The 14,238-nt window shown below is 62.7% G+C and carries 12 protein-coding genes; 4 read left to right on the forward strand and 8 right to left on the reverse strand.

Annotation, left to right across the window (positions count from 1 at the left end):
- Positions 1-35: 35 nt before the first annotated feature.
- Together M1E12_RS13660 and M1E12_RS13665 are read right to left on the reverse strand one after the other, a co-directional pair.
- Positions 36-2,273 (reverse strand): bifunctional diguanylate cyclase/phosphodiesterase, encoded by a 2,238-nt coding sequence (locus M1E12_RS13660; protein ID WP_479562162.1) that lies wholly within the window; start codon positions 2,271-2,273, stop codon positions 36-38.
- Positions 2,274-2,460: 187 nt separating this feature from the next.
- Positions 2,461-3,099, reverse strand: a complete 639-nt coding sequence (locus tag M1E12_RS13665) for an NAD(P)H-dependent oxidoreductase (protein WP_310241381.1) — start codon at positions 3,097-3,099, stop codon at positions 2,461-2,463.
- Between the two features lie 160 nt (positions 3,100-3,259).
- Here M1E12_RS13665 and M1E12_RS13670 point away from each other — a divergent pair, with 160 nt between their 5' ends.
- On the forward strand, positions 3,260-3,655 hold the full coding sequence (locus M1E12_RS13670; RefSeq protein WP_136538079.1) for a winged helix-turn-helix transcriptional regulator: 396 nt from the start codon (positions 3,260-3,262) through the stop codon (positions 3,653-3,655).
- 33 nt (positions 3,656-3,688) lie between these two features.
- Here the strand turns inward: M1E12_RS13670 and M1E12_RS13675 are convergent, their stop codons facing one another.
- Together M1E12_RS13675 and M1E12_RS13680 are read right to left on the reverse strand one after the other, a co-directional pair.
- Positions 3,689-5,062 carry a GH1 family beta-glucosidase gene (locus M1E12_RS13675; RefSeq protein WP_479562163.1) on the reverse strand — a complete coding sequence of 458 codons (1,374 nt, stop codon included), beginning with the start codon at positions 5,060-5,062 and terminating at the stop codon, positions 3,689-3,691.
- 398 nt (positions 5,063-5,460) lie between these two features.
- The gene (locus tag M1E12_RS13680) at positions 5,461-6,633 is read right to left on the reverse strand and encodes a Gfo/Idh/MocA family protein (protein WP_136538077.1); all 1,173 of its coding nucleotides are present in this window, start codon (positions 6,631-6,633) and stop codon (positions 5,461-5,463) included.
- A 182-nt stretch (positions 6,634-6,815) separates the two neighbouring features.
- Between M1E12_RS13680 and M1E12_RS13685 the strand changes: the two genes are divergently transcribed.
- Positions 6,816-7,451 carry a CatB-related O-acetyltransferase gene (locus tag M1E12_RS13685; RefSeq protein ID WP_479562164.1) on the forward strand — a complete coding sequence of 212 codons (636 nt, stop codon included), beginning with the start codon at positions 6,816-6,818 and terminating at the stop codon, positions 7,449-7,451.
- 3 nt (positions 7,452-7,454) lie between these two features.
- Here the strand turns inward: M1E12_RS13685 and M1E12_RS13690 are convergent, their stop codons facing one another.
- The 4 genes from M1E12_RS13690 to M1E12_RS13705 form a co-directional block, all read right to left on the reverse strand.
- Positions 7,455-8,507, reverse strand: coding sequence for a sugar phosphate isomerase/epimerase family protein (locus tag M1E12_RS13690; protein ID WP_479562165.1), 1,053 nt, complete (start codon positions 8,505-8,507; stop codon positions 7,455-7,457).
- Between the two features lie 139 nt (positions 8,508-8,646).
- Complete coding sequence (locus M1E12_RS13695) at positions 8,647-9,600, reverse strand: substrate-binding domain-containing protein (protein ID WP_136538074.1); 954 nt, start codon at positions 9,598-9,600, stop codon at positions 8,647-8,649.
- A 68-nt stretch (positions 9,601-9,668) separates the two neighbouring features.
- A complete protein-coding gene (locus M1E12_RS13700; protein ID WP_113461077.1) occupies positions 9,669-10,679 on the reverse strand; it encodes an ABC transporter permease in 1,011 nt (336 codons plus the stop codon).
- A gap of 97 nt (positions 10,680-10,776) precedes the next feature.
- Complete coding sequence (locus tag M1E12_RS13705; RefSeq protein WP_479562166.1) at positions 10,777-12,303, reverse strand: sugar ABC transporter ATP-binding protein; 1,527 nt, start codon at positions 12,301-12,303, stop codon at positions 10,777-10,779.
- 174 nt (positions 12,304-12,477) lie between these two features.
- Between M1E12_RS13705 and M1E12_RS13710 the strand changes: the two genes are divergently transcribed.
- On the forward strand, positions 12,478-13,497 hold the full coding sequence (locus M1E12_RS13710; RefSeq protein ID WP_479562167.1) for a LacI family DNA-binding transcriptional regulator: 1,020 nt from the start codon (positions 12,478-12,480) through the stop codon (positions 13,495-13,497).
- A gap of 115 nt (positions 13,498-13,612) precedes the next feature.
- Positions 13,613-14,095: a transcription elongation factor GreA gene (greA, locus tag M1E12_RS13715; protein WP_479562168.1), complete on the forward strand. Its 483-nt coding sequence runs from the start codon at positions 13,613-13,615 to the stop codon at positions 14,093-14,095.
- The last annotated feature ends 143 nt before the right edge of the window (positions 14,096-14,238 follow it).

Here is a 14,238-nt window from a genome sequence, read left to right on the forward strand (position 1 = left end):
AAAGGCATGAAGACCGGATCCGGTTCCCCCTCGCCTTACACCAGCTGCCCACCGTCGCGGCTCGCTGCAAAGGCAAGCTCCGCTGCCTTGGCACGCAGCTCCATCGGCCGGACCATCAGTGCTGCAATGTCCTCCGGCGATTGCGGTCGACCGAAGAGATAGCCCTGCAGCTGGTCACAGCCGGCAATGCGCAGGATCACCGCCTGCTGCTCCGTCTCGACCCCCTCGGCCGTGACGGGAATGCCGAGCGAGCGCGCAAGCGCGACCGTTGCCTGCAGCATTTCCACTGCCCGATGGCCCCTATCAAGCGACTGAACGAGCGACCGGTCGATCTTCATGCGGTCGAAGCCGAACTGCCGCAGATAGCCGACACTGGAGAAGCCGGCGCCGAAATCATCGAGCGCAATGCGCAGCCCCAGACCTTTGAGCCGCTCCAGCGCCTGGCGCGCCCGGTCCGGGCTCTGGATGAAGTAGGTCTCCGTCATCTCCATGACGACGCGGGCCGGCTCGATCCCGGCCTCGTCAAACACCTCGGCCACACGATCGACAAAGGCCGGATCGCGAAACTGCCCCGGAGAAACATTGACAGACAGCTTGAGCTCGGGCCACTGCGAGAGCTGGGAGAGTGCCCGGCGCAGCACACACAGGCCCAGCTGATCGATGAGGCCGCTCGCCTCGGCGATCGGAATGAAGACATCCGGAGAGACGGGGCCGTGCCCCCTGCGGTTCCAGCGGGCCAGCGCTTCGACGCTGACAAGCGCAAAGGTCTTGGCGTCGACGACGGGCTGATAGACGACCTCGATTTCGCCACGCGCAATGGCCGCCCGGAGGTCCAGCTCCAGCAGATTCCGGGTCTCGCGCGCCTCGTCCATCTGCGGGTCATAGAATGTCCAGCGGCCTCGTCCTCCATCCTTGGAGGAATACATCGCCATATCGGCCCGGCGCGTCAGCTCCGCGCCGTCGACACTACCGGCCGGTGACGTGCAGAGACCGATGCTGCAGCCAACCACGACCACTCGCTCGCCAAGCGTCAGTGGCTCGTCGAAGAAGGCGAGAATGGCGTCGGCCAGAGCCGTCGCACGCATGTTGAGGTCGGTGCCGGAGAGCACGACGGCAAATTCGTCGCCCCCGATACGAGCGAGTGCCGCTTCCGGACCGACAAGCACGGTCAGGCCCGCGGCCACGGCCCGGATCAGGCTGTCCCCGGTTGCGTGACCATAGGCGTCGTTGACTTCCTTGAAGCCATCGAGATCGAGATAGAGCAGAACGACATCGGTCTGGTTGGCGCGGGCGGCCTCAACGCGCTCCTGCAGCAGCACACGCAAGCCTTCCCGATTGGCAAGCCCGCTCAACCTGTCTGTCAGGGCAAGCTTCATCGCGACGGCTTCGTCGGCGGAAAGGCTCCGGAAGATGCGCTGGCCGACCACCAGGAGCAGCAGGCAGTAGATTGCGACCAGCGTCAGTGCCAACGTCACCAGAGGCTGCACCTGCCCACGGCTGAGATCGCCCGGCGCCCGCGGGGTCCAGGCAAGCGCGGCAATGGCGGCATTCGACGGTGAGACGATCGGTACAAGATGGGTGGCCCGGGTCGACGGCGGCACCAGCATCAAGCCGGGCAGCACATAAGCCTTACCGATCCGCTCGACGGTCGACGTGAAGAGGTGCCGGATGAAGATGAGATAGGCACGTTGCTCGTCGGGCACGCCGAGTTCGCCGGACTTCATGCGGATCACGGCGACGCCGGCAGCACCGATGCCCTTGTGCGTGCGCACGAAGCCGCTGGCCTGCGGGATCTGGTTCGCAGGCGTGCTCTTCACCTTGTCGAGCAGCTGTTGAACGTCGGCCTGCAGGAAACCACCGACCTCGCCGATGATCGGCTGACCGTCGGAATAGGCCATGCTGACCTCGCCCTGCTGGTCGATGACGATGGCGACATCGAAGAGATCGCTGTCGAAGGTCATGTCGCCGAAATTGCTGTTGACCCAGTCGCTGTCCCGCAACCGATAGACATTCTCTGCGGCATCGTCCCAGGCGGCATAGTCGTTCAGCGTTGCGCCGAGTTGGTGCTCGAAGGTCTGGATCGCGCCGACCAGCGTCTCGCGCGAGCGTTCCTGATCGAGATGGTTGGCATAGGTCGCCACACGATCAAGTGCGGTGAGCACAGTGAAGGCAACGAGAACGGCGACCGCGGCAAACACCAGCAGCAACGCACCGACGGCAAAACGACGATCTCTGATCGGCTGGAGCCGTCTCTTTGAATTCTGAAGCCGCATTCTCTACACCCTGGCCTGGGAAGCACGGTGCCTCAGAATTGTTCAATTTGACTTAACATGCTGAGGAAAAAGAGGAATATCAGAAGATCGCGGAATCCTGTTTCGAGCAGACCAAAAACAAAGGGGCCTCCTTTCGGAAGCCCCTGTCGCGCTGCCGGCCTGGAGGCGCCGGCGAGGTTGAAAACAATCACGCAACGACGGAAACGAATTCGTCCTTCGGGCGGCGCACCTTCTTGAGCGGCGCAAGCCAGTCGCCCTCAGAGGCGCGATAGCCGAGCGGCAGGATCGTGACCGAGCGCAGGCCTTTCTCGCGAAGACCGAGGATCTCGTCGAGCTTGTCGGCTTCGAAGCCTTCCATCGGGGTCGCGTCGACGCCCTCGAATGCGGCAGCGGCAACGGCCATGCCGAAGCCGATATAGGCCTGGCGCGCGGCGTGCTCGAAATTCACGTCCGGATCGCGGCCGGGATACATGCCAAGCAGCATCTGGCGATAGTTCTCAAAGCCCTCATTCTTGAAGCCGCGCTCATCGTTGACGAGATCGAACATGTAATTGATGCGGTCGGCCGTATAGTTGTCCCAGGCGGCGAAGACGAGAAGATGCGAACCCTCGGTGACCTGCGCCTGGTTCCAGGCGATCTCCTGAATGCGGGCGCGCACTTCCTTGTTGGTCACGACGATGACTTCGAAGGGCTGCAGACCGCTGGAGGTCGGAGCGAGACGTGCGGCCTCGACAATGCGCTCGACCTTGTCCTCGGACACGCTCTTGGTGGGGTCCATCTTCTTGGTGGCGTAGCGCCAGTTCAGCTTTTCAATGAGTGCGGACATAGTCGGCTCCTGGTTTGGATCCGCAGCGATGGAGGGAGTTTGCATCGCAGGGCGGATCTGGTATCAAATAGTAACCAGGCCTAGATATGTAACTGGGCTGGATGTGCAAGAAGGCACATTTTTGATACCAGGTAACATCGATAGAACGATTGGACGCGCCATGTGCGACAACTACGACCCGAACAAATGCCAGACGGTCAGCGAGATGCTGGCAAGGCTGGGCGACAAGTGGACGGTGCTCGTGATCATGATGCTCGGCGACGGTCCGCAACGCTTTTCGGATCTGAAACGATCGGTGGTCGGCATATCGCAGCGCATGCTGACATTGACGCTGAGGGCGCTGGAGAGAGACGGCATCGTCGAGCGCACGGTGCATCCGACCGTGCCGCCGAAGGTGGAATATGCCTTGACCGATCTCGGCCGCTCGTTCGGCGAGCCGATCCGGGCACTCGGCGGCTGGGTCTTCACGCATCACGAGCGCATTCAGTCAGCCCGCGCCGAATTCGATCGTCGAAACGAGATCGATACGGGCAACAAACTGATCAAGCTGGGATGACGGCGAAGTTGCGGGGCGTGATGCCTCGCTCTGTCAGTCGGCCTTGAAGTTCCCCTTGGGGAATTCGAGCGCCAGATCGCGGTACCACTTCCCGCTCTTCTTGATAGTGCGCACCTGCGTGTCGTAGTCGACATGCACGAGGCCGAAGCGCATCTTGTAGCCCTCCGCCCACTCGAAATTGTCCATCAGAGACCAAGCAAAATATCCCTGCATCGGATAGCCCTCGGCGATCAGGTCGGCGACCTTGTCGAGATGTTCTGCGTAGTAATCGAGGCGCGGCTGGTCGTCGACCTCGCCCCCTTCAACTTCCATGTTGTAGCAGGCGCCGTTCTCGGTGATGTAGCACGGCGGCAGTTCGTAACGGGCGTAAAGACGCTCGACGAGCGACTTCAGCGCCGGCGCATAGACTTCCCAGCCGATATCCGTCTTGACCTTGGAAACCGGCGGCGCACCCACCGTTGCCGGGAATTCGGCACCGGGTGTCGGATCGTCGGCGACACGCATCGGCGTGTAGTAGTTCAGCCCCCACCAGTCGAGCTTCTGGTTGATGATGGCAAGATCGCCCTCTTCGATCTTCGGCATGCGGTGACCGAGGGCCGAAAGGAAATTGGCCGGGTATTCGCCCTTGAAGACCGGGTCGAAGAAGACGCCGTTGTGGAACTGATGCGCCCGTTCGGCGGCCGCGAGATCAGCGGTACTGTTAGAGCCCGGCAGCGTCTCATGGGCGTTCAGCACCAGCCCGACCGGCACCTTGGGCGCCACGTCGCGGATGGTCTGAACCGAAAGGCCATGCGCCAGATTGGTGTAATGCAGGGCATGAAGGGCTGCATCCATGCTGCGCTCGCCCGGCGCATGCACGCCGTAGAGATGGCTGAGCCAGACCGAGCACCAGGGCTCGTTGAAGGTTGCAACCGCATCGAGCCGGTCGCCGAGCCGCTCCATCACCACCTTGGTGTAGCGCTGGAAGGCCTGCGCCGTGGAGCGCGCCGTCCAGCCGCCGTCGCCCATCAGCGCCAGCGGCAGATCCCAATGGTACAGCGTCGCATAGGCCTTGATGCCCCGCGCCTTCAGGCCATCGATCAGCTTGTCATAGAAATCGAGACCCTTCTCGTTGATCGGGCCGGTGCCCTCCGGAATGATGCGCGGCCAGGCGATCGAGAAACGATAGCCAGTAACGCCCATCTCCTTGATCAGGTCGAGATCGCTTTCCCACCTGTTGTAGTGATCGCAGGCGACATCGCCATTGTGCCGTCCGAAGACCCGGCCCGGCATGTTGGAGAATGCATCCCAGATCGACGGCTTGCGGCCATCCGCCTTCGACGCCCCTTCGATCTGGAAGGAGGCTGTGGCGACGCCGAACAGGAAGTCACCGGGGAAGCGCGAGGCGAGAGCCTTGGGATCGATCATGGAGTAAGTCCTTCGTCATGCAAGCGCGGACACCGCCGCCGCTTATCCGTGGCTCAGCGGTTTAGAGCAAAGCCAAGACGGGGTGAAGACGGCGGAAATAAAAAACTGCAACGTTGCAGTTTTCACACCCCCCTTGAGGGGGAGGGTCGGAGCGAAGCTCCTGGGTGGGGTGATCGCCTGCGTGACCGCCTCGCCGCTTGGGAAAGGGCCGCCGAATAAAGCGGAGGCGGGATGTGGGTGAGGATCAGCATGCCTCGTCAAGACCACGCCCCTCATCCGCCCTTCGGGCACCTTCTCCCCGCAGGCGGGGAGAAGGCCTCGCCGCTGGCCAAGCATTCCCCCCTCTCCCCGCTTGCGGGGAGAGGGTAGGGTGAGGGGCAATTCACGCTCGCGTGGACTTAAACCTTCACCCAGCCACCATTCTGCTTCGAAGACGCGATGCAGGCCTCAACGAAAGCAACACCCTTCACGCCATCATCCACCGTTGGGTAGACCACCGCCGCATCGACCGCAGTGCCTGCCTTCGCCGCATTGATGGCGGCGGCGGCCTCCGTATAGATCGTTGCGAAGGCTTCGAGATAGCCTTCCGGATGCCCCGACGGAATGCGCGTGACACGGGCTGCTGCGGCATTCGCCCCTGCCCCGCCGCGCGTGATCAGCTGCTTCGGCTCGCCGAGGCGCGTGAACCACAGATAGTTCGGATCGGCCTGCGTCCATTCGATGCCGGCCTTGGTGCCGTAGATTCGAACCTTCAGACCGTTCTCGTTGCCGGTCGCGACCTGGCTGCACCACAGCATGCCCTTCGCACCGCCCTTGAAGCGCAGCATGACATGGGCGTTGTCGTCGAGGCGGCGGCCCTCGACAAAGGTGTGCACGTCAGCCGCCAGTTCGTCGAGTTCGAGGCCCGAAATGAACGAGCCGAGATTATAGGCATGCGTTCCGATATCGCCGGTCGAACCACCCGCACCCGACTGCTTCGGATCCGTGCGCCAGGCGGCCTGCTTCTGGCCGGTCTGCTCGATCGGCTCGGCCAGCCAGTCCTGCGGATATTCCATCTGCACGAGACGGAGATCGCCCAGTTCGCCGGAGCGCACGAGTTCGCGCGCATGCCGCACCATTGGATAGCCGGTGTAATTATGCGTCAGGATGAACAGCGCCTTCGCCTTGTCGGCAACCGCCTTCAACGCCTTGGCATCTTCGAGATTGGAGGTCAGCGGCTTGTCGCAGATGACGTGGATGCCCCGCTCCAGAAACGCCTTGGCCGCCGGGAAGTGCACATGGTTGGGCGTCACGATCGAGACGGCCTCGATACCATCGGGGCGAGCGGCTTCCTTTTCCGCCATCTCTTCGTAAGAGCCATAGCAACGCTCCGGATCGAGCCCGAGTTCGCGACCCGAGGCAGCAGATTTTTCCGGCGTCGAAGAGAGAGCACCGGCAACGAGATCATACTGGTCATCGAGACGGGCTGCCATGCGATGCACCGCGCCGATGAAGGCCCCGGCGCCTCCGCCGACCATACCCAGCCGAATCTTCGGTGTCCGTTCGCCCGACTTGCTTGCTTCGATCGCCATGATGCGTCCTCCTTCATGAGCTGCGTCTGGAGTTCACGCTCCAGATCCGTTAGACTGGCATCCGAGAAGAAGGATGCCCTGACAGTGAACAGCTAAGATCCGCCTCTTTGGAGGCAAAGCAGAAAAAACGGTGTCGGCGACTGCCGCGACATCAGATGCATGCTTTTGCAAGGATCTCAGCCATGCCTTTTCTCGATCCGAGAAAACCCTATCCCATCACCCTCGCCGATGGCACGCCCTATCGCGAGACCGTTCAGCTCGCCGTCGTCATCGACCATCCCCGCATGGACATCGGCGACTTCAGCTACTTCACGCATCCCGGTCCGACAGAAGAGACGGCAGCGATCCTCGCGCCCTATCTCTACCCCTTCAGCCAGGAGCGGCTGGTGATCGGCCGCTTCGTCCAGATCGCGCGTGAGGCGATCATCATCACCAGTTCGGCCAATCATGCCATGGCGGGCGTGACAACCTTTCCCTTCCGCGTCTTCAGCCCTGAGACCATCAATGGCTATCAGGACCTGCCGTTCCGCGACACCGTCATCGGCCACGATGTCTGGATCGGTCATGGCGCGACGATCATGCCGGGGGTCAAGATCGGGTCCGGCGCGATCATCGCCGCCCGCGCCGTCGTCACCCGCGATGTGCCACCCTACGCAATCGTCGGCGGCAACCCTGCGACCGTGATCCGACAGCGCTTCCCAGACGATCAAATAGCCGACCTGCTAGCCCTTGCCTGGTGGGACTGGCCGCTCGACAAGATCGAGCGAGCACTGCCCCACCTCGAGAGCGGCGATATCGCCGCCCTCAAGACCGTCTAGGTCTCAGAGCCCCAGCATCCGGCGGTTGGCCGCATCGTCGGTCCCGCCGGAGGCGAAGTCGTCGAAGGCCTTCTCGGTGACGCGGATGATATGCGCCCGGACGAAGTCGGCCCCTTCGCGGGCGCCGTCTTCGGGGTGCTTCAGCGCGCATTCCCATTCGACCACGGCCCAGCCGTCGAAATCGTTGGCCGCCATCTTCGAGAAGATCGCGCCGAAATCGACCTGGCCGTCGCCAAGCGACCGGAAGCGCCCTGCCCGCTGGACCCAGCCTTGATAACCGCCATAGACGCCCTGACGGCCGGTCGGATTGAATTCCGCGTCCTTGACGTGGAACATCTTGATCCGGTCCTTGTAGATGTCGATGTTGTCGAGATAGTCGAGGCACTGCAGCACATAATGCGAGGGGTCGTAGAGCATGTTGGCGCGGGAATGGTTCTTCACCCGCTCAAGGAACATCTCGAAGGTCACGCCGTCATGCAGGTCTTCACCCGGATGGATCTCGTAGCAGACGTCCACGCCCTGCTCCTCGGCATAATCGAGGATCGGCAGCCAGCGGCGCGCGAGTTCATCGAAGGCGGTCTCCACGAGACCGGCCGGGCGCTGCGGCCAGGGATAGATGAACGGCCAGGCCAGCGCGCCGGAGAAGGTCGCGTGCGCCTTGATGCCGAGATTGCGGGACGCCTTCAGCGCATACTTCACCTGCTGCACGGCCCATTCCTGGCGCGCCTTCGGATTGCCGCGCACTTCGGGTGCCGCAAAGCCGTCAAAGGCTTCGTCATAGGCCGGATGCACCGCAACCAGCTGGCCCTGCAAATGGGTGGAAAGTTCGGTGATCTCGACGCCGTTCTGGCGGGCAACGCCGGCAAGCTCGTCGCAGTAGTCCTTGGATTCGGCGGCCTTCTTGAGGTCCATCAGCTGGCCGGCCCAGGTCGGAACCTGAACGCCCTCATAGCCCTTTTCGGCCGACCATTTGGTGATTCCATCCCAGGTGTTGAACGGCGCGGCATCACCCGCGAACTGGCCGAGAAAGATCGCCGGTCCCTTGATCGTCTTCATGAATTCTCCTCCCTGAGTATTACTGCAACGTTTCCGTGAACGATTACAGGAGATGGAATTTTGACACAACCGCAATGATGGTTGCAGCAGAAATCTGCCCGGGAAAACCCGGGCAGACCTTGGTTTTGGGTGGTTCGGATCAGAACGGCGAATCCGGGAAGTAGTAGTTCTCGGCATTCTCCGGCGTGATCAAGGTCGCGTCGAGCGTGTAGGTGCCGTGAACCGGAACCGCATCATAGAGCGCAGCAGCCGTCAGCTCCATCGCCGTGCCGACCATGGACGGCGGGTAGAGAACGTTGACCGGCACCATCTTGTCGCCATCCATGACCTTCTTGATCATGTCCTTCGAACCGGCACCGCCGATGATGTACTGGATGTCGGTACGACCGGCCTGCTCGATGGCCTGGAGAACGCCCACAGCCATGTCGTCGTCCTGGCACCAGACCACATCGATCTTCGGATACTTGGTCAGGTAATCCTGCATGACCTTGAAGGCATCGTCGCGGTTCCAGTTGCCGAACTGGCGATCGAGAACCTTGACGTTGGAGCCTGCGATACCCTCATCGAAACCGTCCTGGCGCTGCTGGTCGATCGGGATCGGCAGACCGCGGATGATGACGACTTCGGCATCCGGCGAGTTCTTGGCGATGTACTCGCCGGCGACCTTGCCAAGCGCCGGATTGTTGCCGGCGACATAGAGGTCACGCACGCTATTGTCGTTGGTCGAGGGTGCACGGTCGACGATGGTGACGAAGTGACCCTTGTTCTTCACTTCCTTCATCGCGTTGACCAGCGGATCCGGATCGGTCGGCAGTATGACCAGCGCATCGATGCCCTGGACTTCCAGGTCCTGCACGGCATTCGCCTGCGTGGCCGGATCGGCCGAGGTCTTCACGACGACGTTGAGGCCGGGATGCTCCTTCATCAGGAGTTCAGCGACGCGGTTCGCGTGGTAGACGACGCCAGCGGTCCAGCCGTGGTCGGCGGCCGGGATGGACACGCCGATCGTCTTGGTTTCCTGCGCCTGCGCTGCCGCGAAGAGCGAGGTGAGCGCCGTCATGGCAACGGCAAGCCCGAGCAGTTTCTTGTGCATTGGTTTCCTCCCAAAATGCCTAGGGTCGAGTTGGAACGGACCGGGCGACCCTCCTGCCCGGTCACGCGTCACGCCTTGCGCGCCAGCGACCGCTGGACGAGCATCGCGATGATGATGATCGTGCCCTGGATGGCGCCGATCAGATATTCGGAGATGAAATTCGAGAGCAGCATGATGTTGCCGACGAGCTCGAGGATGAAGGCGCCGCAGATCGTGCCCCAGACGCGACCCGCCCCACCTTTCAGCGCCGTGCCACCCACGACAACAGCGGTGATCGCCTGCAGCTCCCACAGAATGCCCGTGGTCGCAGACGTCGAGCCGAGACGCGGCACGTAGAGCAGCACAGCGATGGCCACACACAGGCCTTGGATGACGAAGGCGATGGTGCGCACCCGGTCGACGGCAATGCCAGAATAGCGCGCGACATCGCGGTTCGAACCGACGGCGACCACATGGCGGCCATAACGCGTGCGATAGAGTATGACGGCGGCAATGGCGGTCACCACGAGGATCACGACGATCGGCACGGGCAGCCCGAGGATCGAGCCGAAATAGACGGGCCGATAGATCTCCTGCTGGGCCGGGTCGCGCAGCGTGATCGCCCCGCCCTGGGAGAGCCAGGTCGTCAGGCCACGATAGATGCCCATGGTGCCGAGCGTGGCAATGAAGGGCTCGATCTTGCCGACGGTGGTGATCAGGCCATTGGCGAGACCACAGAGCGAGCCGATGATGATGGCGAGTGCCATGGCCGCTGCGATCATCAGGCCGGGATCGGCAATCGCGCCGGAATTCATGAAGAGGATCATCAGACTGGCCACGAATGCCACCATCGAACCAACCGAAAGATCGAGATCGCCCGAGGAGATGACGAAGGTTGCCCCGACGGCAATGATCGCGATGAAGGCGGAACGCGTCGCGACATTGGCCAGGTTAGTGAGGCCGATGAAGTTCGGGTTTACCAGCGCACCGATGATCAAGAGGATCAGCAGCGCCGCAAAAGGCGCTACCGCCCGCAGGTCGACGTCGCGCCAGGTGCGGCGGCCAGGGCCAGGGGTGGTCGTTTCAGTCTCGGCAGTCATGGTTTTCCCGTCTCCTCCCGCACCTCGCATCGGAGGTCGCGTACCCTGAAGTCTTCGTTTCGAAGCCCGGTCTTGTGCGCCGAGCCTTGGGCATTGATCAACTTGCCATCTGCCGTTTCAGGCCGGCGGCGTAGCGCATGATCGTCTGTTCATTGATATCTTCGCCCTCGAGCAGACCGACCATGCGACCCTCGCGCATGACGGCGACCCGCGTGCAAAGCCCGATCACTTCGGGCATCTCCGAGGAGATGACGATGATCGACCGTCCTTCGCGGGCCAGTGCCGCGATAAAGTGATAGATCTGCTGCTTGGTGCCGACATCGATGCCGCGCGTTGGCTCGTCGATGATGATGATGTCGGGCTCGACTTCCATGATCTTGGCGAGCAGCAGCTTCTGCTGATTGCCGCCCGACATGCGCCCCACCCGCACCCGATCGTCGCGCACACGGATGTCGAAGCGGCGCTTGGCGCGCGCCATCGCCTTCGCCTCGCTGCCGGGATCGAGGTAGCCGTGGCGCACATGGTTGTCCATCGACTGCAGCGTCAGGTTGGCGGTCATGCCCTCGCCGAGCAACAGGCCCTTGCCCTTGCGATCCTTGGTCATGTAGGCGAGCCCGCGCCGGTTCGCCTCGCGGAAGTCGCCGGCGTCGAGCACCATGCCCTTCAACTGCACGTCACCGGAGAGGCGCGGACGAAGACCCGCCACCGCTTCCATCAGCTCCGTGCGGCCCGAACCGATGAGGCCGGAAAACCCCAGCACTTCGCCCCGCTTCAGGTCGAAGCTTGCATTCTTGACGAAACCGGTGGTCAGGTTTTTCACCGACAGGACGATTTCCTCGTCGACATCGGGCTCGTGTTTGGTGGGATAGAGGCTCGACAATTCACGGCCGACCATCAGCTGCGCGATCGCCTCGCCGTCGAGTGCCGATGTAGGTGCGGTCTTCACCCATTGCCCGTCCCGCAGAACGGTGACGCGGTCGGTGAGCTCCATCACCTCATCAAGTTTGTGGGACACGAAGACGAAGCTCGTGCCGCGGGCGCGCAGCTTGCGCACCTGATCGAAGAGCACTTCCGTCTCCTCACGCGACAGCACCGCGGTCGGCTCGTCCATGAAGACGATCCGCGCCTTGCGGCTGATCGCCTTGGCGATCTCGACCATTTGCTTGTCGGCAACCGCAAGCGAACTGATCAGCGCATTCTCATCGATCTTGGAGCCGAGCTGGTTCAGCACACGGCGCGTCTCGGCCCGCATCGTCTTGCGGTCCAGAAGGCCGAAGCGGGTCACTTCGCGGCCAAGAAACAGGCTTTCGGTGACGGTCAGATGCTCGGCGAGATTAAATTCCTGATGGATCAGCACGATGCCCATGGCTTCAGCGGCACCGTTGGCCGGCAGCGTCACGGGCTCGCCATCGAGTAGGATGCGCCCCGCCGTCGCCTGCTCGAAGCCCGAGAGGATCTTGACCAGCGTCGACTTGCCCGCGCCGTTCTCGCCCATCAGCGCATGGACCTCGCCCGGCGCCACATCGAAGTCGACGCTGAACAGCACCTGGACGTCGCCAAATGACTTGGAAATACGCTCCGCCACGAGCACGGGTGTCCGCGCCTCGCCCCCAACCGATGTCATGCAATCCTCCCGGCGGTCCTCCACCGCTCTGCCATCTGTGTAAACCTTTACATGACCGATGTAAAGGTTTACATCATTCACTCACAGGGAGATTTTGTTCCCTCTCGGCTTTCGCAGTCGCAGCAGTAAATGTAAGGTCTCCAACGATTCCAGACGGATAGGGGATAAAGCCGCGTGCCGAATTCTGCACCAGCGACGATCGAGGACGTGGCACGCATCGCAGAAGTGTCGATCGCGACCGTGAGCCGTGCGATCCACACGCCGGACAAGGTGGCGAAATCGACCCGGCAGCGGGTGAACCAGGCCATCGCCATCACCGGCTACACGACCAATGCCATGGCGCGCTCGCTGCGCATGGGCCGGTCGAACATGATCCTGATCCTGGCGCCCGACATCGGCGACCCCAACTTTTCCTCGACACTGATCGGCCTCGAGAACGAAGCTCGCGCCCATGGCTACGGCGTGCTCATCGGCCATACCCAGAACGATCCCGAACGTGGGCTGGAATATCTGAAATTCCTGAGTTCCGGCCAGGCCACGGGCCTCGTGCTTTTCACCGGCCACGAACCCTTCGGCCATCAGGTTGTCGGCCAGCGCCTGCCGCCCTCGGTCGCCGTTTTCGAACCCGTCTTCGGCTCGAAGATTTCCTATGTCGGCGTCGATGACGTGGCCGGCGCGCGAAAGGCGGCCGAACATCTGCTCTCCTCCGGCCACCGTTCCATCGCCTTCATCGGCGACAGCAAGACGCGCCTCGGCCACCAGCGCCGCCGCCAGGGCTTCGACAAGGCGCTGGATGCCGCGCGCATCCCGCCGAACCAACGTTTCGTGCTGGAAGGCGAAGGCACGATCGAAAGCGGCCGCCTGGCTGTCGAGCAGCTCTTCATGCGCGACCAGTTGCCGACGGCCTTCATGTGCGTCAACGACGCCACCGCCGTCGGCGTGATCAACGGCCTCACCGCCCGCGGCTACGACCTGCCGCACGACTTTTCCGTCATCGGCTTCGACGACGTACCCCAGGCGACGTATCTCAACCCGGCGCTGACCACCATCCGCCAGCCCCGCACGGCGATCGGCCGCCAGGCCATGGCGCTGCTGATCAAGTCGCTGGGTGACCGCACAATGGAACGCCAGGAGATCCTGCTGATGCCGGATCTCATCGTGCGCGGCTCGGTGACGGGGCCGGCAAGGCGCTAACCGCCGTAGCGCCGCCTTTGCAGATGGACCCATCATCAGTCTTGGCCGTTGACCGAGATACCCCTACATTCGCGGGTCCGGATCCAGGCCCCGCCCCAGCAATCGGAATGCCCCCATGAGTGTCGCCTTCACCAAGGAAGAGAGTTCGGAAACCGCAGCGGAAACCCATCTGCCGGATCGCCCGATCTCGCCCCATCCGAACCTCGTGACGGCGGAAGGCTTGAGGCGTCTGGAGAGCGAAGCCGAAGAAGCCCGCGCCGCCTATCTCGCCGCGCAGGCGATCGAGGACATCAACGAGCGCCGCCGCCAGTCGGCCGTGCCCTATCGCGACTTGAAGTACCTGACAGAGCGCATCCGCACCGCCCAGGTCATCCCGGCCCCGGAGAGCAATGCCCTTGTGGCCTTTGGCAGCACGGTGACATTCGAGCGGGACGACGGGCGAGTGCAGACCTACCGCATCGTCGGCGAGGATGAGGCGGACCCGAAGACGGGATCGATCTCGTTCGTCTCACCGGTCGCGAGCCGATTGATGGGCAAGGCCGTGGGTGACGTCGTGACGGTCGGCGATCAGGAGCTGGAGATCACCGCCATCGGGTGACGGTAACGTGGAGGGCAACGTCCTTTCACCGCCGTCATCCTCGGGCTTGTCCCGAGGATCTACTGGCATCTGCCGTAGACCGACGCTTCAGGCGACCGCTGCGCCCGCCCGGCGGTCCTGAAGCGTCCAAACCGCGACACCCT

This window comes from Rhizobium sp. K33 (assembly GCF_056501445.1).

Coding starts and splice junctions, on each gene's coding strand:
- M1E12_RS13660 (WP_479562162.1), bottom strand. CDS start 2,273: ATGCGGCTTCAGAATTCAAAGAGACGGCTCCAGCCGATCAGAGATCGT.
- M1E12_RS13665 (WP_310241381.1), bottom strand. CDS start 3,099: ATGTCCGCACTCATTGAAAAGCTGAACTGGCGCTACGCCACCAAGAAG.
- M1E12_RS13670 (WP_136538079.1), top strand. CDS start 3,260: ATGTGCGACAACTACGACCCGAACAAATGCCAGACGGTCAGCGAGATG.
- M1E12_RS13675 (WP_479562163.1), bottom strand. CDS start 5,062: ATGATCGATCCCAAGGCTCTCGCCTCGCGCTTCCCCGGTGACTTCCTG.
- M1E12_RS13680 (WP_136538077.1), bottom strand. CDS start 6,633: ATGGCGATCGAAGCAAGCAAGTCGGGCGAACGGACACCGAAGATTCGG.
- M1E12_RS13685 (WP_479562164.1), top strand. CDS start 6,816: ATGCCTTTTCTCGATCCGAGAAAACCCTATCCCATCACCCTCGCCGAT.
- M1E12_RS13690 (WP_479562165.1), bottom strand. CDS start 8,507: ATGAAGACGATCAAGGGACCGGCGATCTTTCTCGGCCAGTTCGCGGGT.
- M1E12_RS13695 (WP_136538074.1), bottom strand. CDS start 9,600: ATGCACAAGAAACTGCTCGGGCTTGCCGTTGCCATGACGGCGCTCACC.
- M1E12_RS13700 (WP_113461077.1), bottom strand. CDS start 10,679: ATGACTGCCGAGACTGAAACGACCACCCCTGGCCCTGGCCGCCGCACC.
- M1E12_RS13705 (WP_479562166.1), bottom strand. CDS start 12,303: ATGACATCGGTTGGGGGCGAGGCGCGGACACCCGTGCTCGTGGCGGAG.
- greA (WP_479562168.1), top strand. CDS start 13,613: ATGAGTGTCGCCTTCACCAAGGAAGAGAGTTCGGAAACCGCAGCGGAA.